Genomic DNA, 25,533 nt, shown 5'->3' with positions numbered 1-25,533 from the left:
CGGCAATTCACAACCGTTAAACGCTTAAGTGTAAAAGGAAGCTCTTATGTCTGACCTCTATCTGAAATTCGTCAACACGCCGGTGGGCAAAACCACCGCCCAGACCCTGGGCTTGCCCTCCCCGGTTCAGCTGGCCCGTTGGAAGCGGTCTGACCAGCCCTTTATCGAGGGTGATGTTCTGGTCGGGGCGGCGTCTGGCGCCAAGGCCATCGCCGCCATTGGCAGCGTTCTCGGAGCCAGCGCCGCCAAGGTGCATCACGCGGACGGTATAGATACTCTGAAGGATTCAGCGAAGGCTGGCAACAAGGCCCAGCCACTGACCCTGGGCGACGACATCAGCCAGAAATTTTCGGCCCTGGTGTTCGATGCCACCGGCATGAAAGACACCACCGAGCTGCGGGCGATCTATGATTTCTTTCGCCCGACCATCAAAAAGCTCGGCGGCAACGCCCGGGTACTGGTGATCGGACAGGATCCTGCAACCTGCCGCAAGCCGGCCCAGGCGGCGTCCCAACAGGCGCTGGAAGGGTTTGTTCGTGCCGTCGGCAAGGAAATCGGCAAGAAAGGCGCCACCGCCAATCTGCTGTGGATGGCACCCGGTGCCGACAAGCAGCTGGACTCCAGCATCCGCTTCTTCCTGTCTGCGCGTTCCACCTACGTGTCCGGTCAGGTTGCCCGTGTCGGTAAAGGCGTGGCGTCGCCGGCCACCAATCCGGTTGCGCCGCTGTCTGGCAAGGTCGCGCTGGTCACCGGTGCCTCCCGCGGTATCGGCGCCTCCATTGCCGAGACCCTGTCCCGCGATGGCGCAACGGTGATTGGCCTCGACATCCCGCCGGCGATGGAAGAACTGCAGAAAGTGACCGATGCCATCAAGGGCAAGGCCCTGGCCTGCGACATCACTGATGCGGCGGCCCCCAAGCTGATTGCGGACTTTGTGGAAGAGCATTTCGGTGGCATCGATCTGGTGATCCACAACGCCGGCATCACCCGCGACAAAACCCTCGGCAACATGCCGGAGCATTTCTGGGATATGACCATCGCGGTGAACCTGACGGCAGAAGAACTGATCGATGAAGAACTGATGCACCGGGAACTGCTGCGGGAAAATGGCCGCATCGTGTGCATTTCATCCATCAGCGGTATCGCCGGCAACTTTGGCCAGACCAACTACTCCTGCGCGAAATCCGGTGTGATCGGGTACGTGGAAGCCATGGCCAAGCAGCTGAAGAATGGCATCACCATCAACGCCATTGCGCCCGGTTTCATCGAGACCCAGATGACCGCCGCCATGCCCATGACCATTCGTGAAGCCGGACGGCGGATGAACAGCCTGTCCCAGGGTGGCCAACCGGTGGACGTGGCCGAGGCCATCGCCTGGTACTGCAACCCGGGCTCAAGCGGCGTCAATGGCAACGTGGTACGGGTATGCGGACAATCGTTGATTGGCAAGTAAGGCGATAGTCTTATCGTGGTGTCGGATTACGCCTTCGGCTAATCCGACCTACGGGTGTTGGCGTTGGTCCTGATGTAGGTTGGATTAGCCGAAGGCGTAATCCAACAAACCAACCGCTCAGACACGCAAAAACACCGACAGCCATGCAGCACGGTGAGCGAAAAATCTTCGAGGGGAAAATGGTGGGTGGTACTGGGATCGAACCAGTGACCCTCGCCTTGTAAGGGCGATGCTCTCCCAGCTGAGCTAACCACCCGGGAATAAAAGAGTTGGCGGAGCGGACGGGACTCGAACCCGCGACCCCCGGCGTGACAGGCCGGTATTCTAACCAACTGAACTACCGCTCCGCATCCGTTTCAACCTTTTGGGGCCGTGAAGCCTGGCAAGCTGAAACCTGAAACCGGACGGGGTAGCCCGGTGATGCCACATGAAAGATGGTGGGTGGTACTGGGATCGAACCAGTGACCCTCGCCTTGTAAGGGCGATGCTCTCCCAGCTGAGCTAACCACCCAGCTTTCATGCTTTGCTCTCACTCATCGCTTTCGCGATCTGCTGAGTCAGCGCTGCTGTCTCAATCAAGTGAGACGCGCATTTTAAGCATTTGTCCGACGGTGTCAAATATTTTCCGGAAATTTTCTGGATAAAGCGGCAACCGATTAAAAAGCGGGCACTTTTTGACCAGATCGTCAGGAAGACGGGCCACGCCGCTTATCGCTCTCCACCACTTTCAGCACCGGTCCATTCTGGCCCGCGTCCTGTGCTTTCTTTCGCAGCGACAACTCGCTGACCCTGAACTTGCGGTCACCCGGCAAAGCCTTTTCGGCAAGCGAGCGATTGACTTGATCCAGGCGACGCCGAAACGTCTCCAACCGCTGCCGCAACGAATCCTTAAACGACATATCCTTTTACCTTGTGTGTGTAACTAGCCACAGTGTAGTAACGCTATCGAATTTCGACAATTGTGACTTTGCTCACACCTGATGTCGCTTCAGTCAATCACCCCGTCAGAAGATCCACCAACCGCCAGAACTCTCCGCTTCGGCCCGTCGCTGCCGCTCATTCTCAATGGCCGCATACTCGCTCTCCAACTGGCGGATTTTACCGTCTGCCTCAAGGGGCACTGTTGGGCCACCACCGAATGGCCAGAGCCAGGAGGGCGAATCGTATTTGCCCTCCTTCTTCAGCCGCTTGATTTCCAGCTCTCGCTCCTCCTCCAGCAACTCCATTTTGCGGGCGTAGTCAAAATCCTCATTGACCTTGGCGATGGAAACCGCAGCGTGGTTCGGCGCCAGCAGGTCACTGTTCAGAAAGCGCGTGGACACCAGCTCCTCTGCCTGCATGGCGTATTGCCGCGGTACCAACTGTAGATCACCCTGGGCCAGCGGGTGCTCGGGATCAAGATCCGGATGGGGTTGCTCCGGGGCGATCAACTCGTTGTATCGCAGGTAATAGACGCGCCCGGCCTCGACCCGCAGAGTAGCGTCGGCAATCAGGCTCAGGCTGAAGGAATTGAGCCCTTCAAGCCCCAGCAGCGGGCGGCGCATGGCGATGTGGCGCTCACCAGGGCTGACCTCAAGCCAAGTAAAACTGTCGTTGCGGATGTTGAAATAGTGCTTGTCGTCCACGTACACGCTCGGGGCTTCAATCTCATCCGCCGCCCATTGGGAATGGGTCCGGTAAAAATAGATCAGGGCATTTTTCTGGTTCCACTGATCGTTATCGATATGGACAAAATCGTGCCCGGACACCGGATGCAGGAACGACCCGACGCTCTTGCCAATGGACTGATAGACCGTACAACCGGACGTCAGAACCACCAGGCCGAGAACGGCGACGGGGAACCGCAGCGAGCGACAGGCTCGTGGAATGAACGCCGCGGTGACACGGCGCTGGGCGAAAGGCAATCGGGTTTTCATTGTTGTTCACTCTTCATCCTTTTGCGAGTTGCCCGATCATAACAACTGCAAAACGGCAGAACTGAGAGCTACCGCAAGAGATGAATACAAACTGTTACAAACCCAGCGGCCCGGAAACCGGGCCGCCTTAGGCTACTGGCTGGCGGACTGATTCCGCAGGTTATCCACCTGTTCGGAGAGGCGCACGAGGCGCGACGTCAGTTGCGACCGCGAAGCATCAATCGACTCGACGGTTTCCTTCAGTCGGTTCAACTCGGTGCGCACCGAGTTCACTGCAGAACCATCGGCGACATTCTCCACGGTGCGTTCAAGAGCACTGATACGCCCTTCCATGCCATCGAGACCCAGTTTCTGCTCCCGCTCGAATCGCTGAATACGACCATCCACCAGCTGGTCCACACCATCGAGGGCCGAATTCAGCTCCGTCAGGCGCTTATCTGCCTGTTCGGTCGACTCTTTCAACGCTACGACCTGCTGTTCCAGCTCTGTCTTCAGCGACGCCAGCTCACCGGTCAGCGAGGACTCCAGGCTGTCTATAGAGGCGGCCAGCCCCTCGCGGGCATCACCCTCCTGTGCCAACTCCCCGGTCAGCGTCTCCAGACGTGCCTGATGATCGTCCAACCGCTTCTTGTTGCGCTCATTGGCGATGGCCCACAACTTGCGGATTTCACTGTCGGCGGTATCCAGCCGTTCGTTCTGATTGCTCAGCTTCTGCTCGATCGACTGCCCCCGCTCTTCCAGATTCTCGCCGGTTTCAGACAGATCCCCCTCAAACCGTGCCAGCGCCAACTTGCTTTGCCGCGCCCAGTAATCCGCCTCTTCCAGCTGGCCTTCCAGCGCCTCAATCTGCTGCGCCTGAGTGAACCAGCCGCCTCCGGCAACCGCCGCTACCAGCACCAGCGCCAGCCAGACGCCCAGCCGGCCGCCGCCATTGCCACCGCTGCCGGATTGCGGCGCGCGGGGTCCGCCGTCGTTACCCATGCCTCCGCCTGTTTTTTTCGACTGCCCGGCGTGCTTTTTAGCAGGCTCAGGGTTCTTCCTGGCGCCGCCGATAGGCGGATCGGCGCGCAGTTCATCGTCATCTGGACGGATTGGTTCCATTACAGCTCCCGGAATATGGACGGTTCAGGTAACAACGCCCGATAATACCCGCTCTCAACGATTCATTGAAATGACAGCCCGTCAACAAAGCATGGTTTGCATGGTAATTAGCCAAAACATACAATGGCCGGCTTTCCAACATACACAGGACTGTGGCATATGCAGCCGCTTGTAGGTCTGATCATGGGCTCCAAATCGGACTGGCCCACCATGGAACACGCCGCCAATATGCTCGATAAGCTTGGCGTGCCCTTTGAAACCAAAGTGGTGTCTGCCCACCGCACGCCGGATTTGCTGTTCGACTACGCGAAAACCGCCTCGGACCGCGGCTTGAAAGTGATCATCGCCGGCGCCGGTGGCGCGGCTCACCTGCCCGGCATGGTGGCATCACAAACCTCGTTGCCGGTGCTCGGCGTTCCGGTTCAGTCCAAGGCCCTGAACGGTCTCGATTCCCTGCTGTCCATCGTGCAGATGCCAGGGGGCATTGCGGTGGGCACACTGGCGATCGGCAAAGCAGGCGCCACCAACGCCGGCCTTCTGGCCGCGCAGATAATCGGCACGTTCAGCGATGACGTGCGCAAAGCCGTTGATGAGTTCCGGGACACCCAGACGCAGACGATTCTGGACAATCCCGACCCCAGCGATCAGTAAACCGGATCAACCGAGCTGAAAGGCAGGAGAACACAGATGAGAATTGGTGTACTGGGCGCCGGCCAACTGGGACGAATGCTGGCACTGGCCGGATACCCGCTGGCCAAGACTTTTGTTTTCTATGACATGTCCGGCAGCCCCAGCGCCGGGCTGGGCGAAGTCATCATCGACCGGGACGGTCAGTATCTGGACGATTTCCTGTCCCGGGTTGATCGCGTCACCTACGAATTCGAACACCTCCCGGTCGAGGTGGCAGAGAAAATCGCCACCTGCAAGCCGGTGCACCCCTGCCCCCGCGCATTGCAGGTCTGCCAGAATCGGGAAGCCGAGAAAACCCTGTTCGGTCAACTGGGCATCCCGACGCCGGAGTGGCAGATTGCCGACAGCGCGGAATCCCTGAGAGAGGCAGCCGAAGCCCTCGGCTGCCCGGTGGTGGCCAAGTCCAATACCGAAGGTTATGACGGCAAGGGCCAGGCCGTGCTCAGAACCCCGGAAGACGCCGAAGCCGCCTGGAACAGCATCGGCCACCCGCGACTGATCGTGGAAAAGTTTGTCGACTTCCATCGGGAAGTGTCGATCATCGCCGTGCGCGGTGAAGACGGCGCCCTCGCCTTCTACCCGATGGCCGAGAACACTCATCATGAGGGCATCCTGCGTTATTCCATTGCCCCTGCGCCGAAGCTCGAGATGCACGTACAGGAAGACGCTGAGCGATACATCAAAGCGTTACTGAACGAATTGAACTATGTGGGCGTATTGACTCTCGAGCTGTTTGAAACCGCGGATGGCCTGGTCGCCAACGAAATGGCCCCGCGGGTTCATAACTCGGGACACTGGACCATCGAAGGGGCCATGACCAGCCAGTTCGAAAACCACATCCGTGCGGTGAGCGGCCATCCGCTGGGTAATGTGGCGCCGCGGGGCTTCAGCTGCATGATCAACATCATTGGCGAGCACGGCGACGTTGAACGCATGCTGGAACTGCCCTACGCTCATGTTCACCTCTACAACAAAGGGGAGCGTCCGGGCCGCAAGCTCGGACATGTGAACATTCTGGCAGACAGCTACGACGAACTGGTTTGGCGGGTCAAGAATTGCGCACAGTTTCTTCCCGGTAGTCCCGAGTTTAAAAGTTCTTTAACACCAAGGGGTTGATCTGACCCAGATCGCCCTTATATTGAACTTACGTACATCCACATAAACAGAGAGACAGGGAGAACGACCTCATGGCATTTGAACTTCCCGCACTGCCGTACGAAAAAAACGCACTGGAACCGCATATTTCTCAGGAAACGCTTGAGTACCATTACGGCAAGCACCACAACACCTACGTCACCAAGCTCAACGGCCTGGTTGAAGGTACCGACAACGCCAACAAATCGCTCGAAGACATCATCAAGAGCGCCAGTGGCCCGTTGTTCAACAACGCCGCACAGGTCTGGAACCACACCTTCTACTGGCATTGCCTGAGCCCGAACGGTGGTGGTGAGCCGACCGGCGCCGCTAAAGACGCGATCGAGAAAGCGTTCGGTTCCTTCGAGGACTTCCAGAAGGAGTTCAACGACAAGGCCGCCAACAACTTTGGCTCCGGCTGGACCTGGCTGGTGAAGAAGGCCGACGGCAGCGTTGCTATCGCCAACACCAGCAATGCCGAAACGCCGCTGACCGGCGCCGACAAGCCGGTGCTGACCGTTGACGTCTGGGAACACGCGTATTACATCGATTACCGCAACTCCCGCCCGAACTACCTCGAGGCATTCTGGAAGCTGGTCAACTGGGATTTCGTGAACGAAAACCTCGCCTGATCCGGCTTGCAGCACCAGGCAGGGCTCGCCCTGCTGACAGAAACGCCCGCGTCATCGCGGGCGTTTCTGTGTCCGGCCTACAAAAACCTTACAAATTGATACACCTGCCCCCTGCAAACTTCTAAAAAAATTGTCGATACTGAATGCAGCAATCCGAAACTGAACCATACTTTAAAACAACAACCAGCCTCAGGTCCGCGAATAGCGTTTTCGTTCTTCGGGTCGGGACAGGGGCAATGGATCACATCGAGCCTCCATGCGGAAAGCATTCGTGGTTGAAAATCACCTGAGCTATCGAGTCCTGCGCTGGGTATTGGGCGTTGCACTGGTGACTGGCGTGGTCGTCAGCGCGATTCAAGTGACGCTGGACGCTGGCGGAGTATCCCGCTCTCTGGATGAGCAAGCGCAGCAAACCATTGCCCTTGTCCGCGATGCCGCGACGCAATCCGTTTTCAGTATCGATGATGAATTAGCCCAGCAAGTGGTCGACGGCCTGTTTGCGCAGGAAGCCATTCGCATGGCCCGCATTACCCACCCCGATGGTGAGCCGCTCGGTAAGGGGACGCGACCGCTGCAAATGAGTGCCTTCCGACCGATAACCGATCCCATTTTTGCGCCAGAGCGTCATTATCGCGAGGCGCTGTCACGGCATGGAAGTCCCGGCACGGTCTACGGCCATCTCGACATCCACTACGACACCGCCCATGCTGCCCGCACCTGGCTGGAGCGCGCATCGGTCACTTTCGCATCGGGCATCGCCATTGCCATCGTCCTGGGTCTGGCCTTATTCGTTGTTTTTTACCTTCTGCTCACCCGCCCGCTGATGCGTATTGTCCAGTCCGTTACTTTGGTTGATCCAGCACAGCCCGAAGATCGCCTTATCGTGCTCCCAGGTGGACACCGATCAGACGAACTCGGCCTCTGGGTCAACGCCACCAACAACCTGCTCATCGCTATCGGGGAGACTCAGAAGCGCCATCGGGAAGCAGAGGACCGGGTCAATCGCCTTGCCCGATATGACCAGTTAACCGGGTTGCCGAGCCGTGAGACCTTTATGGAATTGCTGCAGGCTGACCTTGACGAAGCCCAGCAACAGCGTCACGTGCTCGCTCTGGTGGTCTGTGGTATTGATGATTTCAAGTCGATAAATGAGCAATGCGGTTTCCGTACCGGGGACCTGCTGTTGCAGACCGTGGCCGATCGGCTGACCCAACGCCTCGGGGCAAGTCGGTTCACCCTCGCACGGCTTGGAAGCGATCAGTTCGGTATCGTCGAGAAAGGCCTGCATGACGGATATCAGGCGGCAAAGACCGCCGATCAGATACTCGCAAGCATCAGTGAAACAATGGTCTTCGAGGGCCAGGCCATTTCTATGACGGCTACCCTTGGCATTGCTATGTTCCCGGCAGACGCCCGCGAACCCGACAGGCTCCTCCAGAGTGCAGAGCAGACCATGGCACTGGCAAAACAGCACGGCCACAACCATTTCCAGTTCTACGTTGCCAGTATCGACAAGGAAATCCGCGAGCGGAAGCAGCTGGAAAAAGATCTCTCGCAAGCGCTGGCCGGTCACCAGTTCCACCTGGTCTACCAGCCCCAGATCAACCTCGAGACCCGTCGCATCATCGGCGCCGAGGCGTTGATCCGCTGGGAGCACCCGGAGAAAGGCCTGGTACCACCCGATCACTTCATACCCATTGCCGAGGTGAATGGCTCCATTGTCGAGATTGGTCAGTGGGTGCTGGATCAGGCGTGCTGGCAGGCGGCACGGTGGGCCGAAGAAAGCATGCCACTGCGGATTGCGGTGAACCTCTCCGCCGTTCAGCTGCGCCAGCCCAGCATTGTGGATGATGTTCTGAACACTCTGAAGCGCCACAACATTCCCGCCGGTCGACTGGAACTGGAGGTGACCGAAACCAGCTTCATGACCAACCTGGAAGATGCCGTGGCCAAGCTGCACCGGCTGCACAAAGCCGGCATCAGCATCGCCGTGGATGACTTCGGCACCGGCTATTCTTCCCTCACCTATCTGAAGCGGATGCCCGTGCAGCACCTCAAGATCGACAAGCAGTTCATTCGTGACCTTCTGGTGAACGAGGAAGACACCCGCATCGCCAACACGATTATTGATCTGGGCAAGAGCCTGAATCTCTCGGTGGTCGCCGAGGGGGTGGAAACGGCCGAACAGGAATATTACCTGACCCAGCGTGGCTGCAAACTGGCGCAGGGCTATTTCTTCAGTAAACCCCTGTTGCCCCGAGATTTTGAGACCTTTGTAGCTGGTTTTCACCAGAAATTAATGGAAAATAACGTCTGATCACACAAGGCATCGGGCGCCGCCGCCTGAGCCACCCCATTCCGTTTGAGGAGTCGCCATGGGAACCACCATCATTGGCATTGCCGTTATCGCGGTTGCCGTTTTCTACGTTGTCTACATCTACAACCGCCTGGTGTCATTGCGCAACCAGTTCAAGAACGGCTTTGCCCAGATCGACGTGCAGCTTCAGCGCCGTCACGACCTGATTCCTAATCTGGTGGAGTCCACCAAGGCCTACATGGACCACGAGAGCAATACCCTTACCGCGGTCATGGAAGCCCGGAATAACGCCGTAAGCGCCCAAAAGGACGCCGCCCGGGACCCCGGAGAAGGCACCAAGATGCAACGCCTGGGCTCCGCTGAAAACCTGCTGACCAAGGCACTGGCAAACTTCTACGCGGTCTCTGAGAACTACCCGGAGCTGAAGGCCAACGAGACCGTACAACAGTTGATGGAAGAGCTGTCCAGTACCGAAAATCGTGTGGCCTTCGCACGCCAGGCTTACAACGATGGCGTGATGGGCTACAACATTTTTCGCGAGCAGTTCCCCAACAACGTCGTGGCCGGCCTGCTGGCCTTCAAACCGACCGCCCAGCTCGAGCTGGAATCGCCTGAGGCCCGCCAGGCGCCCAAAGTCGCCTTCTGAAGCAGGCTCTCATGGCTCATCCCGGTTTCTTCCAGCGCCAGGCCAGTGCCCGGCGCAACACTTCGGTACTGGTTGCCCTGTTCCTGGTGGCCGTCACACTGATTACCCTGGCAGTGTGCGTGGTCGGGTATTTTGTCACCCGCAGCGAAAGCTCCGGACTGGCCTTCCACCACTGGCTGCTCAGCCAGCACGGCCTCCTGACCGCCGCGGCTGTCGTGCTGCTGATTGGTGGCGGGTCGCTGGTGCGCTGGGTGGACCTGGCCGGCGGCGGTGAACGGGTGGCGAAGATGGTCGGTGCCCGGGAAATCGACCCGGACACCCGAGACGCTGACGAGCGCAAACTGCGCAACATTGTCGAGGAAATGGCGATCGCCAGCGGCGTCACCGTCCCCACCCTGTACGTGATGGATCAGGAAACCGGCATCAATGCCTTTGTCGCCGGCTACAGCCCCGGTCAAGCAGTGATGGTGGTGACCCACGGAGCGCTGACCCAACTCACCCGTGACGAGCTTCAGGGCGTGGTTGCCCACGAATTCAGCCACATCTTCAACGGCGACATGCGGCTTAACGTGCGGTTGATCGCCATTCTCGCTGGCATTCTCATGCTCGGCCAGATCGGCGGTTTTCTGCTGCGGGCTGCGTCATTCCGATCCTCGAGATCATCCAGAGATGGCCGCGGCCAGGCCGCCATCGGATTGATCGGCCTGGCCCTGTTGATCATTGGCTACATCGGCGTGTTTTTTGGCCGGCTAATTCAGGCCGCGGTATCGCGGCAACGGGAGACGCTCGCGGACGCGTCCTCAGTGCAGTTCACCCGCAATCCGGAGGGCATTGCCGGCGCCTTGTTCAAGATCGGCCTCAAGGGCGGCTACCTGGACACCACCAGCCACGCCAGTGACATGAACCACATGTGCTTCGGTGAAAGCGCCCGGATGAAGCTGTCATCGCTGCTGGCCTCCCATCCGCCCATCGAAAAGCGCATCCATGCGATTCAACCCGGCATGCTGGCCCGCTTGCGCAGTCGCCTCCGCGACACAGAAGCCGCACCAGGACCATCACACACCCGGCAACCCTCAGCGTCGGCGGAACGCCCCGCCCAGGCATCGGGCTTTGCCGGCACCCCTGCCAGTGGTTTTTCTCGTCAGGTGGGCTCGGCATCGGCCGCCGGTGAATACTACGCTGTTGATCTGCTGGCCAACCTGCCGGCTACTTTTCGCAGCCTGCTCTATACCCGGGCCGGAGCGGTCCAGCTCTGTTATGCCCTGCTGCTCTACTCCCTGCCTCGCTCCGAACAGGACGCGGCCCTGGCGCGAATTGACGCACATCCTTTGCTCGGCCCGCAACGAGACCTGCTGGACAAGTTTCTTCCGACTCTGGAGCGCCAGGGCGAGCGACTTCGCTTCCCGGCGCTGGAATTGGCAATGCCGGCACTGCGCAAACTGGATTCGGATGAGCGGGCGGGGCTGCAAGCTGCGGTTGGTAACCTGATTCGCGCTGACCGTAAAGTCTCACTGTTTGAACTGGCCATGAGCAGCTTTCTGAATCGCCACCTGGCGGCCGACTCTCAGCGGGTGGTGCCCGTGACGCACCGGAACTATAAAGCGGTATTGCCGGCCTTGCGGGTATTGATGAGTCTGCTGGCGCGCGCCGGAGCTGAGAACGGACACGGCGCAGAGGCCCTTTACCAGCAGGCCATGGCGGGTTTCGCGTCATCGGAGGGGGAGAGCCAGCTGGCGCCCAGAGTCTCTCTGAAGGAACTGCAGGAGGCCCTGCACACGCTGAACCGGCTATCCCCTCTGCTGAAACCGGCGGTTATCGACGCATGCGGGCATTGTGTCACCCACGATGGCCGTGTGGATACTGCCGAGTACGAACTGATGAGGCTGGTGGCGGATCAGCTGGATTGCCCGATGCCGCCACTGGCCGCCTGATACTCTGTTACTGAATTCGCTCGGTTCCCGGATTAAACAGCGTTTCAATTTCCGGGCGTTCATCCACCTCGGGAAGGCCAAGTTTCTTACGCACGCCCAGATTGATTTCCCACAAACTGTTGTATTTCTCGCTGGTCATTGCCACCGCGTCGGCCTTATCAAGCATGATTTTGGGACGCAGGAACACCAACAAGTTGCGCTTTACGCGGCGCTCCGATTCTGAGGAGAACAGCCGCCCGAGTACCGGAATGTCGCCCAGCAGCGGCACCTTGCTGCGGTTGATCATCAGGTCATCCCGGATCAGACCACCCAGCACAATGGTTTCGCCGTCATCGGCCAGTACCGTGGTCTTGATCTCGCGCTTGCTGGTGATGATGTCTGACGCATCTTCAACGCTGTCTGCGATGTTCTCGGTCGTCTGCTCGACCACCAACCGCACCAGACCGTCCGCACTGATAGTGGGAGTAACCTTGAGAGTCAAACCAATATCCCGGCGCTCGATGGTGGTGAATGGATTGGTGGTGCCGTCGCCGGTCACAGTGGACTGACCGGTTCGGAACGGCACGTTCTGACCCACGATGATTTCCGATTCCTGGTTATCCAGCGTCAGGATACTCGGCGTGGACAGCAGGTTCGCGGCGGCAGAGGTAGACAACGCCTGCAGCAGAACGCCCCAGCTCAGACCGTTCTCGTCTCGCTGACCGGCACCCACGGTAATACCCCCGGTGGCTGGCGTAATCGCGGATTCGGTCAGGATGGCGCTGAGCACATCCCCAAGGCTGCGACCGACGTTGCCGAAGTTGGAACCGATGATCGGTGTTGACTCGCCGGACTCATCGGCTATGGCAACCTGAACCCCCAGGTCTTGGCCCAGCTCATCGCTGATTTCAACGATGGCGGCCTCGATCAACACCTGTGCCCGACGAACGTCCAGCTGAGTCACGATCATTTCCGCCTCCTGCATCAGCGACGGCTCACCGCGCACAACCAGCGCGTTCAGGCCCTCATCTGCAAACACAGAGAAGCTGGTGTTGCGCCGACCGGAGGATCCCGAGCCGGAGCCATTGCTCCCGCTCGCTTCCTCGACCAGCTCGCCCATCACGCCACTGAGCAGTTCCGTCAGGTCTTTGGCATTAGCGTGTTTCAGACGAATGACCTTAGTGGTGCCACCGCTGGCGGCGGGCTGGTCAAGCTTGCGAATCAGCCCGCGCATCTTATCGCGGAAGGTCTGATCGCCCCGCAGGATCAGGCGATTACTGCGCTCATCCGCAGTCACACTGTATTTGCGGGCGGCGTTTTCACCCCCGGACTTGCCCAGCTCGTCCGGCGCCAGCTCCTGCAACAGTTCGACCATGTCGCCGACCCAGGCCTCATCCAGCTGAATCACCTCCACTTCGTACTTGGAGGGGCTGTCGAGTTCACGAACAATCTGCTCGATCCGGCGGATGTTCGAGGCATGGTCGCTGATGATCAGCGCGTTGGCCGCCGCAACGCCGGCCAGATGGCCGTATTTTGCCACCAATGGTCGAAGAATCGGCACCATCTCCAGGGCGTTGGCGTTGTCAATCTGGATCACCCGGGTGATCAGCTGTTCAGAGGGCACCTCGGAGAACCGGTCCAGCGATTCGGCGGATTGTTTGGCGTCTACCTGCTGGACCACCTTGATCACTTCCTGTCCCGGAATCGCTGTAAAGCCATGCACCTGCAGCACCGCCAGAAACAGGTCGTAGATTTCATCCTTGTTCATCGGGGCGCTGGAGAGCACGGTTACCTTACCCTTGACCCGGGGATCCACCACAAAACTGTACCCGGTAATATCAGCCACCTGGGTGACAAAGGCCCGGATATCGGCGTCCTTCAGGTTCAGTCTCCAGGTCTGGTCCTGCCCATGAGCGACCGACATCAGTGGCATCAAAAGGACCAACGCTATGGCCCGCAACAGATTCGTCTTATGGTTATACATCTGGCGATTTCGTCCTGTTATTGATGAACCCGGTCAGCGCCACTGCTCGGGTATGGCATAGCTCACGGTCAAGAAAGTTCCGTCCCGTTCAATTTCAATGTCCAGCTGGGATTGCGACCGCCAGCTTTCCAGTAACGATTTGTCCTGCTCGAGATCACCCAGTCGCTGCCCATTGATCGCGGTGATCACATCCCCGGCTCTGAGGTTAACCGCATTGAGCATGGCATTGGAACCATCGTAGACATATCCGGCGCTGCCGCCGTCGTCCGCCGGGCTCAAGCCGTAGGCGGCAAGAGCCGCGGCGCCCTGGCTGTCGAGCTGTTCCCGCGCGCTGGCCAGAAACTCGTCGGGCGACGTGTCCGCCGGTCCCGGAGACCCGTCCGCAACCAGAGTGTCATCCCCGGTTTGCTCGTCAAAGGCAAGAGATTCGTAACGACCGTTGCGGCGAATCAGAATGCGCCCAGTTTCGACTTCCGCGAGCTCAGCGTTGCCCGGCAGTGTGTCACCCACACGATAGTGCGCTGTCTCACCGTTACTTCCAGCAACTATAGCACCAGAGTCCTCCGGACGCTCCGCCAGCAACACGCCTTCCAGCCTTAATCGCAGGCCAGTCTCCGGGGCCGAGCGGCGCACCACCTCCGCAACCCGCGACTCGCCTTCCAGCCTGCCGAACAGTTCGTAATTGGCAATCGCGGTGGACGACGCCCTGCCCTTACCACCATTCAAGCCCTGTGCAACCGGGCTGGCAGCCACGGGCTGCTCGTTCCAGGCCATTAACCAGGTCATTTTGGCCAGGGTCATGCCCAGATAGAGCGTCAGCGCCACCAACAGAATATTGGCCAGGGAGCGGGCCACTCGGGCCTGGGCGCGCACCGGAAGCGTTGCCATCACAGCCCCCCCGGCAACAGTGGTTGCCGAACCCGGAAAATAACGTCGCCGGGCTGAGCCGACCCGGACCAGGGCTGATCAGCGAGGTCCACCATGCGCTTGAAGACGCGCAGCTCCAGGGTGCCGTTCCAAAGTATGTTCGCATCCGCAGCGGGGCCTTCGCCCCCCTGCTCACTCACAACCAGCGCCAACCCGCCGTCGGAGGTGGACAGATCCGCTTCCATAGCCGGAAACACGGCCTGCCCGGTCTGATTGCCCATGGGCCAGGTCACCAGACCTCCGCCCCAGCGGCCATAACCACTGGCATTCGCGAGACGGTTGTCTTTCAGACTCAACTGCAGGCGATCAACCAACACATCACCTTCAATCATCGCGCCACCGCTCTGGCGGATCAGATCCTCGAACTCGGCCACAGCAATGCGGCCAGTGGCTGCCAGATTGACCGTGGCCGGCCAGCCCACGGTGACGTCACCGTTGAGCGACGATTGCGATGACGCGATGGTCAGCGATACCGGCAGTTGCAGAGAGGCCAGCGATGGCCAGCCCAGAGCCCAGTTGACGCGTACCGGATAGCCGGCAGCCGTCACACCGGCCGCCCCGCTCCAGACCGTACCGGACACCTGGCGGACCTGAATCTGAGGCGGCAAAGTGACATACGCCGACGCCTGATGCCACACCCAGCCTGCGGGCACCCAGACAACCAACGCAACCAGATAGACAAGCACACCCGCCAGAACCAGCAGAAGTACCTTGCCGGGGCGGAGGAAAGCTTTGGGTGCGGATTCAGTCATTCGGCGACACGTTCAAAAAAGGCTGGTTGCCGAGTCTAGCAAAGGGAATATGGCAGGTCATGAAGGAAATGCACAAAGGTGACGGTTTTTCTTGTCAGATCACGCCGACACGCGGGCATAAAAAAACCCGCACGTTACCGTGCGGGTTCTTCGGGGCTCCGATAGCAGAGTTTCCTCACCAGCGGAGCGGAGTACGCAAGGGGGCTTACATCATGCCGCCCATGCCTCCCATTCCACCCATGCCGCCCATGTCGGGCATGCCGCCACCGGCTTTCTCGTCTTCCGGTTCGTCAGCAATCATCGCCTCTGTGGTGATGATCAGAGACGCCACGGAAGCAGCGGCCTGCAGCGCGGAACGGGTCACCTTGGCAGGATCCAGGATACCCATTTCCAGCATGTCGCCGTATTCTTCGGTCGCTGCGTTGTAACCGTAGCTGCCTTCACCGGCGCGGATGTTGTTTACCACAACGGAGGCTTCGCCACCGGCGTTGGTCACGATCTGACGCAGCGGAGCTTCCATGGCGCGGCGCAGGATGTTCACACCGGCTTTCTGCTCTTCGTTAATGACGTCAACCTTGTCCAGCGCGGCAATGGCACGGATCAGGGTCACACCGCCACCCGGTACGATGCCCTCTTCAACCGCGGCGCGGGTAGAGTGCAGCGCGTCTTCAACGCGGGCTTTCTTCTCTTTCATTTCCACTTCAGAACCGGCACCAATCTTGATGACGGCGACGCCGCCAGCCAGTTTGGCCACACGCTCCTGCAGCTTCTCTTTGTCGTAATCGGAGCTGCTGTCTTCGATCTGCTTGCGGATCTGCTCAACGCGGGCTTCGATATCGCCCTGGGCGCCAGCACCGCCGATCAGGGTGGTGTTTTCCTTGGTCACGTTGACACGCTTGGCGGTACCTAGGTCGTCCAGAGTGGTGTTCTCCAGGGTCAGGCCTACTTCCTCGGAAATCACAGTACCACCGCTCAGGATGGCGATATCCTGCAACATTTCCTTACGACGGTCGCCAAAGCCGGGCGCCTTAACGGCGTTGACTTTGACGATGCCGCGCATGTTATTCACCACCAGCGTGGCCAGGGCCTCGCCTTCGATGTCTTCAGCGATGATCTGCAGCGGTTTGCCAGCTTTGGCTACCGCTTCCAGCACCGGCAACAGCTCACGGATGTTGGAGATCTTCTTGTCGACCAGCAGGATGTACGGGTCATCCAGCTCGGCGGACATGTTGTCCTGATTGTTGATGAAGTATGGGCTCAGGTAGCCGCGGTCGAACTGCATACCTTCAACCACGTCGAGCTCATCTTCCAGGCCACGGCCTTCTTCAACGGTGATCACGCCTTCCTTGCCCACACGCTCCATGGCGTCGGCAATGATCTTGCCGATGCTCTCGTCGCCGTTGGCAGAGATGGTGCCCACCTGGGCGATGTTGCGATTGTCGTCGCAGGGCTTGGACAGGTCACGGATCGCCTGAACCGCGGCGATGGTGGCTTTGTCGATACCACGCTTGAGGTCCATCGGGTTCATGCCGGCGGTGACCGCCTTGATACCTTCGCGAACGATGGCCTGAGCCAGAACGGTCGCGGTGGTGGTGCCGTCACCGGCGGTGTCGTTGGTCTGGGAAGCCACTTCCTTGACCATTTGAGCACCCATGTTCTCGAACTTGTCTTTCAGCTCGATTTCCTTGGCCACAGACACACCGTCTTTGGTCACGGTGGGGGAGCCGAAGGACTTCTCCAGAACCACGTTACGGCCTTTCGGGCCGAGGGTTACCTTGACGGCGTCTGCCAGGATATTAACGCCTTCAACCATGCGCTTGCGCGCGCTGTCGCCGAATCTAACGTCTTTTGCTGCCATGTCTTCAATTCCTGTTCGTTAAACCGAAATCGTTGAATCAATCGGATTAATGAGAGTTCGTGCCGGTCGCTTCAGCGATCACTCAAGCACGCCGTAGATGTCGTTCTCGCTCATGATCAGGAGCTCTTCGCCATCGACCTTGACGGTGTTACCGGCGTACTGACCGAAAACCACGGTGTCACCTATCTTGACCGCCAGTGCACGGGTCTCGCCGTTGTCGAGGATACGGCCATTGCCCACGGCAAGAACCTCACCCTGGGACGGCTTTTCCTTGGCATTACCCGGCAGCACGATGCCACCTGCAGTTTTCTCTTCTTCTTCCTTTCGGCGTACGACGACACGATCGTGTAGCGGACGAATTTTCATTGCTCGGTTTCTCCAATAGTCAGATTAATGTGGCAATGACATTGTTGATTTAGGTCGGATTAGCGAAGCGTAATCCGACAAATTGCCCGGCCGTTAACCGCCTGTTTTTCGGAGGTTAAAGACCCGCAGCGAACTTGTGAGTCCTATTTGGGGTAGCCTGAAGGTGTTTTCAACACCCGGTGCTAAAAATTTTTCACTTTTTTTCGATGCGATCCCGGTCACTCTCGGTCTCATCCCGGTACTCGCCTTCAATGATGTCGCCGTTGGCGTCCCGGCCAAACGGCTGCTGGCGTTCGAAGGGGCTCTCCTGCCCGCCGAACGGATCCGGCCCGAACGGCCCCTGGCCTCCTCCGGCGCGGAAGTGAAAGCTGCGGCCCTGCCCCGACATCACCATGCGCTTCATCGCCTGGGCGACAAACCAGTGACGGGTACCGGGCAGCAGGCAAAGGAAGCCGATGGTGTCGGTGATAAAGCCCGGGGTCAGCAACAAAGCGCCGCCCACCGCCAGAATCAACCCTTCGGCGACTTCCTTCGCCGGCAGCTCACCGCTGTTCAGCCGCTGGTTCGCCCGCAACAGCGTCGCCAGCCCTTGCTGACGAAGCAGCCAGGCACCCACCACCGCCGTCAGCAATACCAGGCCGACGGTGTTCAACACGCCGATGACACCACCGACCTTGATCAGCACCGCCATTTCGGCGATGGGCATAATAATGAAAAGAAACAGGAAAACGGGCAAAATGCCTCCTCATAAAAACCACGCAGACGCACAGAAAACGTAAATCCACCTGAGAACTCAATTAGGGCAAAACATGAAACTTCAAGATTCCGTGATTGCAATCACCGGCGGCGGCCAGGGCCTGGGCCGCGCCATGGCCGAATACTTCGCTGGCAAGGGCGCCAAACTGGCACTGATCGACCTGATGCCGGAAAAGCTGGACGAAGCCGTCGCTGCCTGTAAAGCCGCCGGTGTGGACGCCAGAAGCTATGTCTGCAACGTCGCCAAAGAAGAAGACGTTGAGAAAACCTTCGAAGCCATTGTGAACGACTTCGGCCACCTCAACGGCCTGGTCAACAACGCCGGCATTCTGCGCGACGGCTTGATGGTCAAGGTAAAGGACGGCCAGGTCGAGAAGCGCATGGAGCTGGCCCAGTGGCAGGCGGTGATCGATGTAAACCTGACCGGCGTGTTCCTGTGCGGCCGCGAAGCCGCCACCCAGATGATCAAGAACGGCGACCAGGGTGCGATCATCAACATCGCCTCCATCTCTCGCGCCGGCAACATGGGCCAGAGCAATTACTCCGCCGCCAAGGCCGGGGTTTCTGCACTGGTTCCGGTCTGGGCCAAAGAGCTGGCCCGCTACGGCATCCGCTGCATGGGCATTGCCCCGGGTTTTATCGAAACCGAGATGACGGGCTCCATGAAGCCGGAAGCACTGGAAAAAATGACCGCCGGTATCCCGCTCAAGCGCATGGGCAAGCCGGAGGAGATTGCGTCCGCGGCGGCGTTTATCTTCGAGAACGATTATGTGTCCGGGCGGATGATCGAGGTTGATGGGGCTTTGCGGCTCTAGTCGTTTTGACTCCCTGGCCGGCCCTCTTGAACCGGGGGCTGGCTTTTGGTGTGAGGGCTGGTCCCGGCCCTACCACCTCACGACTGCCATTGAAACTTCCGCATGGCAACCCGACCGTTTAGGACTTCCACGCCCTCTTCTCGCAATCGGTACACCTGAGTTTCGTAAGGATCGGAGCCTTGTGGAAACGCAATCTGGCCGTTGCTGCGAATCACCCGGAACCAGGGGATTGAGTGGCCCGCTGGCAATTTACCCAAGGCGCGGCCCACGAAGCGTGCCTGTCGGCCCAGACCGGCCATGGCAGCGACCTGGCCGTAGCTGGCGACGGAGCCGGATGGTATTGCAGCGACTACCTGCCAGATTTTTTGCTCTTTGGTGGGTTCAGGCATAGCGTTCTGGAACGGGCTCCGCTTCCTCTTTTCGGGGCGCCAAAGCATCCAGCCGAGCCCCCTGGCGGATCATAAAGATGGCCAGCAGGATGGCGGGCACCCCCATAAAGCCCGCGACGAGGAAGAACTGGGCGTAGCCGAAGTCCGCCACCACAATGCCCGAGAAGCCGCCGAGGAATTTGCCCGGCAGAGTCATCAGAGAGCTGAACAGTGCGTACTGGGTGGCGGTGAAGGAGGCACTGGTCATGCTGGAGAGCCAGGCGATCAACGCTACGTTGGCGATACCGCCACTGAGGTTATCGGCGCTGACCACCACCGCCAGGGTATAAATGTTTGGCGGATACTGCGCCAGGACCACGAACAACAAATTGGTGGCCGCCGTCATGATCGCGCCCAGCAGAAGAATATTGCGAACACCGTATCGCACGACCATCACCCCGCCTAACAGCGAGCCGGCGATGGTCATGAAGAAGCCGAAGATTTTGGTTACATCCGCCACCTGGGTTTTGCTGAACCCCATAAAGTCCAGGTAGAACGGATTGGCCATCACCCCCATGGCGATGTCGGATATCCGGTAGACCGCCACCATCACCAGAATCAGGATCGCCAACTCCTTGTAGCGGCGAAAAAAATCCAGGAACGGGCCGGCGACGGCGGCGTAGAACCAGCCGATCATGCGCGCCACGCGGGGGTTCAGGTGGGCGCGCTTGCTGGCTTCGTGCTCGATCTTGTGGGCGATGTCCTGGGCGGCGGCGAAATGGTTTACCCGAGGCTCACGCACCACCAGAACAGTAATGGCACCAACGCCCACCAACAACGCCATCACCTCATAGGACACCTGCCAGGACCAGAATTCCGCCAGGTAAAGCGCACCGGCCCCGGCCACCAGCAGTGCCAGCCGATAACCGAAGATGTAGGTTGCCGCCAGGGCTGCCTGCAGGCGCTCCTCGGCAATCTCGATGCGGTAGGCATCAATGGCCACATCCTGAGTGGCGGAGGAAAACGCCACCAGCAGGCCGCACAGGGCCATCATTTCCGGGGCCGTGATCGCATCCACGTGGGCCATCAGATACAGCCCGGTCGCGATCCCTGCCTGGGCCAACAGAATCCAGCTACGGCGCTTACCCAACAGCCGGTCGAGCAATGGCAGTTTGAGCCGGTCCACCACCGGTGCCCAGAACACCTTGATGGAATAGGTAATGCCCAGCCAACTGAAAAAACCGATGGTGGCGGTCTCTACCCCCACATCCGCCAGCCGCGCATTCAGCGTGGAAAACACCAGCAGAAACGGCAGGCCTGCGGAGAATCCGAGAAACAGCAGCGCAATTACCTGCCAGCGGGTGTAGGTGTGGAGTGCGTCCCTGAACAAGGCCAGGCGGGTTCCGGATTCGATGGTGCAGCCTCCGGATCAGTCGCGGAAATTATTGAACTGCAGAGGAATCTCCAGCTCGGTTTCTTTCAGCAGGGCGATGGCGGTTTGAAGGTCGTCGCGCTTCTTGCCAGTTACCCGCACTTTATCGCCCTGAATGCTGGCCTGGACCTTCAGCTTGGCTTCCTTGATCAGCTTGACGATCTTCTTGGCCATATCGGTTTCGATGCCCTGCTTCAGCAGCAAATGTTGCTTGACCAGCTTGCCGGACTTGCTTTCGCCGTCCTCTGACAGCGCGCGGCCGTCGATCTTGCGCTTGGCGAACGCCATCCGCAGCATGTCCATTAGCTGCTCCAGCTGAAATTCCTGCTCGGCGCTGATGGTAATGCCCTTATCATCGTGCTCGATAGTCGCGTCCACGTTCTTGAAATCCCAGCGAGTCGCCAGATCTTTTTTGGCCTGGTCCACGGCATTGGTCACTTCGTGCATATCGATTTCTGAAACTATGTCAAAAGAGGGCATGGTCGTTATTCTCCGAATTCCGTTAGGGGTATACTCTGACCTAGAAAATAAGGGCAAAGCATAGCAAGACCCGCACCTTACCGCATCTGACAATGGACTGGTTAAAAGTAGATAACAATGCCAAATCTGGATCTCCCCATCCTCGTAGTAGACGACGCAAAGTTCAGCAGCATGGTGGTTGGCCGCACCCTGAAGAACGCCGGTTATCGCGATGTGCGCATTGCCAACAACGCGCCGGCGGCCCTGGCACTGATTGAACAGCGCCCGGTGAGCGTGCTGATTGCGGACTGGCTGATGCCGGAAATGGACGGGCTGGAACTGACCGACCAGGTGCGCCAGCAGGACGAGCAGGACAACCACTACACCTACGTTATTCTGCTGACCGCCCGCGAGAGTGTGGAGGCGCTGTCCGAAGCCTTTGATCGGGGCGTGGACGATTTCATCTACAAGTCCGACATGACCAAGCAGCTGATTCCCCGTATTTTCGCCGCCGACCGTATGGCGGACCGGCAAAACACCCTGCTGCGAGCCAATTCCCTGCTGATCGAAAATAACCGGGAGCTGGAAGCGACCAACATCATCGACCTGGAAACCGGGCTGTGCAACAACAAGTACGCCCGCGAGCGCCTGGGCAAAACCCTGCGCCACGCCGAATCCCGCAATGGCGCTACCGCCTATGTGTTGTGCGGCATCCGTAACTGGCAGGAACTGAAGCGCAAACATCCTCCGTCCGTGATGAGCGAGCTGGCAATCGGTATCGCCCGCCGCCTGAGCCACCTGATCCGACCGATGGACGCGCTGTGCCGGGTGGGCGACAATCAGTTCGCTATCGTGGCCCATTTCCCCACCAGCGATAACTGCACCACCACTGCATTCCGGAGGGTGTTTGACGGCATTAACCACAAAGCCCTGAAAACCACCGCCGGCTATATTTCTGTGGAAGCGGGCATGGTGCTGTGCAAATCCGACGCCCAGAATGGCACCCCTGGCGTGCAGGACGTGGAGCGCGCGGCTGTTCAGGGGTTGGTGGACGCGTATGAAACCCGGCGTTTCACCGAAACCGTGCCGGAGTTGAAGGCCAGCGCCTGATTGGCCTGTCGGATTACGCTTTGCTCATCCGACAACACATTCCGTAACACCTGCACACACTTAACAAACAGACTCCCCGGCGCGGAAGCCCTATTCTGCAAGGGTGGATTCAAGCAGTATCCGCCCATTGGCGGAGGAGCCGTGCAGTACCTCCGCCGCCGTATGGGAATCGAGTCCACCGGACTAGCGAATTTTTCAGGCACTTTCGTTTTTTCCTCGAGATTTGTTTTCAAGCCAGCTCACACGAGCTGGCTTTTTTATTGGGCAAACAAAACTCAAGGCAAAAAAAACGCCCGGAACGTTCCGGGCGTTTGCAGGCGGTTCTGACAGAACCCGCTCAGATCAGAGCTTGCGGCCTTTACCAGCGGCAATGCGCAGGCGCAGGGCGTTGAGCTTGATGAAGCCCTCTGCGTCCTTCTGATCGTAGGCACCCTGATCTTCCTCAAAGGTGGCGATCTTCTCGTCAAACAGGGAGTCGTCAGACTTACGTCCCACCACGTCCACATTGCCCTTGTAGAGCTTCAGGCGAACGGTACCGTTGACGTAATGCTGAGTCTGGTCGATCAACGCCTGCAGCGCTTCCCGCTCCGGCGACCACCAGTAACCGTTGTAGATCACTTCCGCGTAGCGCGGCATGATGCTGTCCTTCAGGTGAGCCACTTCCCGATCCAGAGTGATGGACTCGATGGCACGGTGCCCACGCAGCAGAATGGTGCCACCCGGGGTCTCGTAGCAGCCGCGGGACTTCATGCCCACGTAGCGGTTCTCGACAATATCCAGACGACCGATACCGTTGGCACCGGCAATCTTGTTCAGGGTTTCCAGTACCACGTGAGGCTTCATTTCCTCACCGTCGATGGCGACGACGTCACCCTTGCGGTAGGTCAGCTCCACATACGTGGGCTGGTCTGGCGCGGCTTCCGGAGACACGCTCCAGCGCCACATGTCTTCCTCGGCTTCCGCCCAGGGATCCTCAAGGTTCATGCCCTCATAGGAAATGTGCAGCAGATTGGCATCCATGGAGTACGGGGACTTACCCTTCTTCATTTCGACCGGAATGTTGCGCTCTTCACAGTATTGCAGCAGTTTCTCACGGGAGTTCAGATCCCACTCGCGCCAGGGCGCAATCACCTTGACGCCCGGCTTGAGCGCATAGGCACCCAGCTCGAAGCGCACCTGATCGTTCCCTTTGCCAGTGGCGCCGTGGGAGATCGCGTCTGCACCGGTTTCATTGGCAATGTCGATCAGACGCTTGGCAATCAGCGGGCGAGCGATGGAGGTACCCAGCAGGTACTCGCCCTCGTAGATGGTGTTGGCACGGAACATCGGGAATACGTAATCCCGCACGAACTCCTCGCGCAGGTCCTCGATGTAGATCTCCTTTACACCCAGTGCTTCCGCTTTGGCACGGGCCGGCTCAACTTCCTCACCCTGGCCGATGTCGGCGGTAAAGGTGACCACCTCACAGTTGTAGGTGTCTTGCAGCCAACGAACAATCACAGACGTATCCAGGCCACCGGAATAAGCCAGCACCACCTTGTTGATATCAGACATACCCTTGCTCCAAATCCTGAAATCGGGGTCAGTAAAATAAGGCGCATATTGTACGGGAGCGCGGGAGTAATGGCTATTGGGCAAAAAGTCGGGAACCCGACGCTTACTCAGCCTGGCCGAAAAAAATGCTTTGCAGCTCGCCACTCTCGGCCATGGCCTCGAGGGCGCGGGTGAACTTATCCGCATGGTCCTCGCTACCGCTTCGGGAGCGGTACAGCATGGCCGGCTGGCCCTGCACATGCCGCTGATAGCGGAACTGGCGGAATGTCACATCCCGCGACTCGATGGTTCGGAGAATATTGTGATCGCTGGCAAGGATGGCGGCGACGCGGCCCATCATCAACAACTCCATGGCCTGGCCCACACTGTTGACCGGCACTTTGACTATGTCAGCGTTGTTCTTGAACGCTTCGCCCAGGTAGGTTCCGCGAATGTAGGCCACGCGCTGGTCTGCCAACGATTGGAGGTCCAGCGGGTAATCCGTATCCGCCGCGGCCAGGAGCAACAGGTTAACATTCATAACCTTGTGTACCGGAACCGCTTTTTCATCCAGCTCCGGGCTCTGAAACAGAAAGGTGAAGCCAACATCACCGGCCGTAATTTCGCGGATAACCCGTCGCAGCGGTCGCAGCTCGGCGCGGATCGGAATGCCCGAGATGTCCGACAGGCGATTTGCCAGCCTGATCAGGCTACCGCGCTGTTCCCCGCTCTCGGCTTCATACGCCCAGGGCCAGACATCGGGGATAGAAAAGGTCGCGTAGGTGGGTTCCGCGCGGGCAGAGAAAGTGACTGTGACAAGCAACGCGCCTAAACACCCGGCAACCCACGAGAGCCAATAACGAGACATGTGTAACAGGGCCTTGCCCGAGTTCAGAAACGGATAGAAAGTATAGCTGGCAGGATGGAACAATGGCCCGTATATCGGGCCATTGTTATCGGGAACTAGGCTTAAACGGCCTGCTGCTGGTTGACGACTTCCTCGCGGATGCCGTCCCAGCCTTCCTTGATGGCGCGCAGGAGGTTGGCGACTTCGTCGAGTTTGGACGGATCATTGTGGACATTGGCCTCCCACAACGTGCGTTCCATGTAGTCATAGAGCGCATCCAACCGCTCGGCCAGTTCGCCGCCCTGCTCTTTATCGAGGAAACTGCGAAGGCCGGCCACAATGTCGATCACCTTAACAATCACCGCGCCCTTGGCCTGATGGTCGTTGGCCTGCATTTTTGCCTTGGCCATATTGATGCGCTCCAGCGCACCGTTGTACAACAGCTGAATCAGCTTGTGCGGATCAGCATCGGTGATGCTGGTCTGGGTATTGATTCTCTGATATTGCTGAAGACCGTTCATGCTATA

24 protein-coding genes and 3 tRNA genes are annotated in these 25,533 nt (G+C 59.0%); 9 read left to right on the top strand and 18 right to left on the bottom strand.

The window, feature by feature from the left end; all coding sequences use genetic code 11:
- The first annotated feature begins 46 nt into the window (after positions 1 to 46).
- A complete protein-coding gene (locus MLC70_RS11435) occupies positions 47 to 1,453 on the top strand; it encodes a 3-oxoacyl-ACP reductase (protein WP_248183880.1) in 1,407 nt (468 codons plus the stop codon).
- A 180-nt stretch (positions 1,454 to 1,633) separates the two neighbouring features.
- Here MLC70_RS11435 and MLC70_RS11430 read toward each other — a convergent pair.
- The 6 genes from MLC70_RS11430 to MLC70_RS11405 all read right to left on the bottom strand — a co-directional run bounded on the left by MLC70_RS11430 (position 1,634) and on the right by MLC70_RS11405 (position 4,470).
- Positions 1,634 to 1,709: transfer RNA gene (locus MLC70_RS11430), tRNA-Val, on the bottom strand.
- 14 nt (positions 1,710 to 1,723) lie between these two features.
- Positions 1,724 to 1,800: transfer RNA gene (locus tag MLC70_RS11425), tRNA-Asp, on the bottom strand.
- A gap of 88 nt (positions 1,801 to 1,888) precedes the next feature.
- Positions 1,889 to 1,964 (bottom strand) — tRNA-Val (locus MLC70_RS11420).
- 175 nt (positions 1,965 to 2,139) lie between these two features.
- Complete coding sequence (locus MLC70_RS11415; RefSeq protein ID WP_248183879.1) at positions 2,140 to 2,352, bottom strand: hypothetical protein; 213 nt, start codon at positions 2,350 to 2,352, stop codon at positions 2,140 to 2,142.
- Positions 2,353 to 2,457: 105 nt separating this feature from the next.
- Entirely contained in the window at positions 2,458 to 3,369 is a 912-nt protein-coding gene (locus MLC70_RS11410; RefSeq protein ID WP_248183878.1) for a DUF2846 domain-containing protein, read from the bottom strand.
- A 132-nt stretch (positions 3,370 to 3,501) separates the two neighbouring features.
- Positions 3,502 to 4,470: a hypothetical protein gene (locus MLC70_RS11405; protein WP_248183877.1), complete on the bottom strand. Its 969-nt coding sequence runs from the start codon at positions 4,468 to 4,470 to the stop codon at positions 3,502 to 3,504.
- Between the two features lie 159 nt (positions 4,471 to 4,629).
- On the opposite strand from MLC70_RS11405, the gene purE reads away from it, so the two are divergent.
- The 6 genes from purE to MLC70_RS11375 all read left to right on the top strand — a co-directional run bounded on the left by purE (position 4,630) and on the right by MLC70_RS11375 (position 11,820).
- Positions 4,630 to 5,121, top strand: coding sequence for a 5-(carboxyamino)imidazole ribonucleotide mutase (gene purE, locus MLC70_RS11400; RefSeq protein WP_248183876.1), 492 nt, complete (start codon positions 4,630 to 4,632; stop codon positions 5,119 to 5,121).
- A 36-nt stretch (positions 5,122 to 5,157) separates the two neighbouring features.
- Positions 5,158 to 6,276 carry a 5-(carboxyamino)imidazole ribonucleotide synthase gene (locus MLC70_RS11395; RefSeq protein WP_248183875.1) on the top strand — a complete coding sequence of 373 codons (1,119 nt, stop codon included), beginning with the start codon at positions 5,158 to 5,160 and terminating at the stop codon, positions 6,274 to 6,276.
- Positions 6,277 to 6,347: 71 nt separating this feature from the next.
- Complete coding sequence (sodB, locus tag MLC70_RS11390; protein ID WP_248183874.1) at positions 6,348 to 6,926, top strand: superoxide dismutase [Fe]; 579 nt, start codon at positions 6,348 to 6,350, stop codon at positions 6,924 to 6,926.
- A gap of 256 nt (positions 6,927 to 7,182) precedes the next feature.
- A complete protein-coding gene (locus MLC70_RS11385) occupies positions 7,183 to 9,243 on the top strand; it encodes a putative bifunctional diguanylate cyclase/phosphodiesterase (protein ID WP_248183871.1) in 2,061 nt (686 codons plus the stop codon).
- Between the two features lie 58 nt (positions 9,244 to 9,301).
- On the top strand, positions 9,302 to 9,889 hold the full coding sequence (locus MLC70_RS11380) for a LemA family protein (RefSeq protein ID WP_248183870.1): 588 nt from the start codon (positions 9,302 to 9,304) through the stop codon (positions 9,887 to 9,889).
- An 11-nt stretch (positions 9,890 to 9,900) separates the two neighbouring features.
- Entirely contained in the window at positions 9,901 to 11,820 is a 1,920-nt protein-coding gene (locus tag MLC70_RS11375; RefSeq protein WP_248183869.1) for a M48 family metallopeptidase, read from the top strand.
- 7 nt (positions 11,821 to 11,827) lie between these two features.
- Here the strand turns inward: MLC70_RS11375 and gspD are convergent, their stop codons facing one another.
- The 6 genes from gspD to MLC70_RS11345 form a co-directional block, all read right to left on the bottom strand.
- On the bottom strand, positions 11,828 to 13,783 hold the full coding sequence (gspD, locus tag MLC70_RS11370; protein WP_248183868.1) for a type II secretion system secretin GspD: 1,956 nt from the start codon (positions 13,781 to 13,783) through the stop codon (positions 11,828 to 11,830).
- A 33-nt stretch (positions 13,784 to 13,816) separates the two neighbouring features.
- The gene (locus MLC70_RS11365) at positions 13,817 to 14,671 is read right to left on the bottom strand and encodes a type II secretion system protein N (protein WP_248183865.1); all 855 of its coding nucleotides are present in this window, start codon (positions 14,669 to 14,671) and stop codon (positions 13,817 to 13,819) included.
- Positions 14,671 to 15,462, bottom strand: coding sequence for a type II secretion system protein N (gene gspN, locus MLC70_RS11360; protein WP_248183864.1), 792 nt, complete (start codon positions 15,460 to 15,462; stop codon positions 14,671 to 14,673). The genes MLC70_RS11365 and gspN overlap by 1 nt, the downstream gene beginning before the upstream one ends.
- Positions 15,463 to 15,667: 205 nt before the next feature.
- On the bottom strand, positions 15,668 to 17,320 hold the full coding sequence (groL, locus tag MLC70_RS11355) for a chaperonin GroEL (protein WP_248183863.1): 1,653 nt from the start codon (positions 17,318 to 17,320) through the stop codon (positions 15,668 to 15,670).
- Positions 17,321 to 17,398: 78 nt separating this feature from the next.
- A complete protein-coding gene (groES, locus tag MLC70_RS11350) occupies positions 17,399 to 17,686 on the bottom strand; it encodes a co-chaperone GroES (protein WP_248183862.1) in 288 nt (95 codons plus the stop codon).
- A gap of 193 nt (positions 17,687 to 17,879) precedes the next feature.
- Positions 17,880 to 18,422 (bottom strand): FxsA family protein, encoded by a 543-nt coding sequence (locus MLC70_RS11345; RefSeq protein WP_248183861.1) that lies wholly within the window; start codon positions 18,420 to 18,422, stop codon positions 17,880 to 17,882.
- Between the two features lie 73 nt (positions 18,423 to 18,495).
- Between MLC70_RS11345 and MLC70_RS11340 the strand changes: the two genes are divergently transcribed.
- Positions 18,496 to 19,257, top strand: a complete 762-nt coding sequence (locus MLC70_RS11340) for an SDR family oxidoreductase (protein ID WP_248183858.1) — start codon at positions 18,496 to 18,498, stop codon at positions 19,255 to 19,257.
- 77 nt (positions 19,258 to 19,334) lie between these two features.
- Here the strand turns inward: MLC70_RS11340 and MLC70_RS11335 are convergent, their stop codons facing one another.
- The 3 genes from MLC70_RS11335 to MLC70_RS11325 are packed head-to-tail and all read right to left on the bottom strand — an operon-like array spanning position 19,335 to position 21,537.
- The gene (locus MLC70_RS11335) at positions 19,335 to 19,646 is read right to left on the bottom strand and encodes an MGMT family protein (RefSeq protein ID WP_248183857.1); all 312 of its coding nucleotides are present in this window, start codon (positions 19,644 to 19,646) and stop codon (positions 19,335 to 19,337) included.
- The gene (locus MLC70_RS11330) at positions 19,639 to 21,015 is read right to left on the bottom strand and encodes an AmpG family muropeptide MFS transporter (RefSeq protein ID WP_427902106.1); all 1,377 of its coding nucleotides are present in this window, start codon (positions 21,013 to 21,015) and stop codon (positions 19,639 to 19,641) included. Before MLC70_RS11330 ends, MLC70_RS11335 begins: the two co-directional genes overlap by 8 nt.
- A gap of 39 nt (positions 21,016 to 21,054) precedes the next feature.
- Complete coding sequence (locus tag MLC70_RS11325) at positions 21,055 to 21,537, bottom strand: YajQ family cyclic di-GMP-binding protein (protein WP_248183856.1); 483 nt, start codon at positions 21,535 to 21,537, stop codon at positions 21,055 to 21,057.
- 117 nt (positions 21,538 to 21,654) lie between these two features.
- On the opposite strand from MLC70_RS11325, the gene MLC70_RS11320 reads away from it, so the two are divergent.
- Positions 21,655 to 22,626 carry a GGDEF domain-containing response regulator gene (locus MLC70_RS11320; RefSeq protein ID WP_248183855.1) on the top strand — a complete coding sequence of 324 codons (972 nt, stop codon included), beginning with the start codon at positions 21,655 to 21,657 and terminating at the stop codon, positions 22,624 to 22,626.
- A 342-nt stretch (positions 22,627 to 22,968) separates the two neighbouring features.
- Here the strand turns inward: MLC70_RS11320 and MLC70_RS11315 are convergent, their stop codons facing one another.
- The 3 genes from MLC70_RS11315 to fliS form a co-directional block, all read right to left on the bottom strand.
- Positions 22,969 to 24,180 (bottom strand): argininosuccinate synthase, encoded by a 1,212-nt coding sequence (locus MLC70_RS11315; protein WP_248183854.1) that lies wholly within the window; start codon positions 24,178 to 24,180, stop codon positions 22,969 to 22,971.
- 103 nt (positions 24,181 to 24,283) lie between these two features.
- Positions 24,284 to 25,027 (bottom strand): substrate-binding periplasmic protein, encoded by a 744-nt coding sequence (locus tag MLC70_RS11310; RefSeq protein ID WP_248183852.1) that lies wholly within the window; start codon positions 25,025 to 25,027, stop codon positions 24,284 to 24,286.
- Positions 25,028 to 25,128: 101 nt separating this feature from the next.
- Positions 25,129 to 25,527: a flagellar export chaperone FliS gene (fliS, locus tag MLC70_RS11305; protein ID WP_248183851.1), complete on the bottom strand. Its 399-nt coding sequence runs from the start codon at positions 25,525 to 25,527 to the stop codon at positions 25,129 to 25,131.
- Positions 25,528 to 25,533: the final 6 nt, after the last annotated feature.

Source organism: Marinobacter goseongensis (assembly GCF_023156235.1).
Taxonomy (GTDB): domain Bacteria; phylum Pseudomonadota; class Gammaproteobacteria; order Pseudomonadales; family Oleiphilaceae; genus Marinobacter; species Marinobacter goseongensis.
Note: the sequence above shows the minus strand (reverse complement) of the source record. Positions and strands in the feature narration are given on the sequence as shown.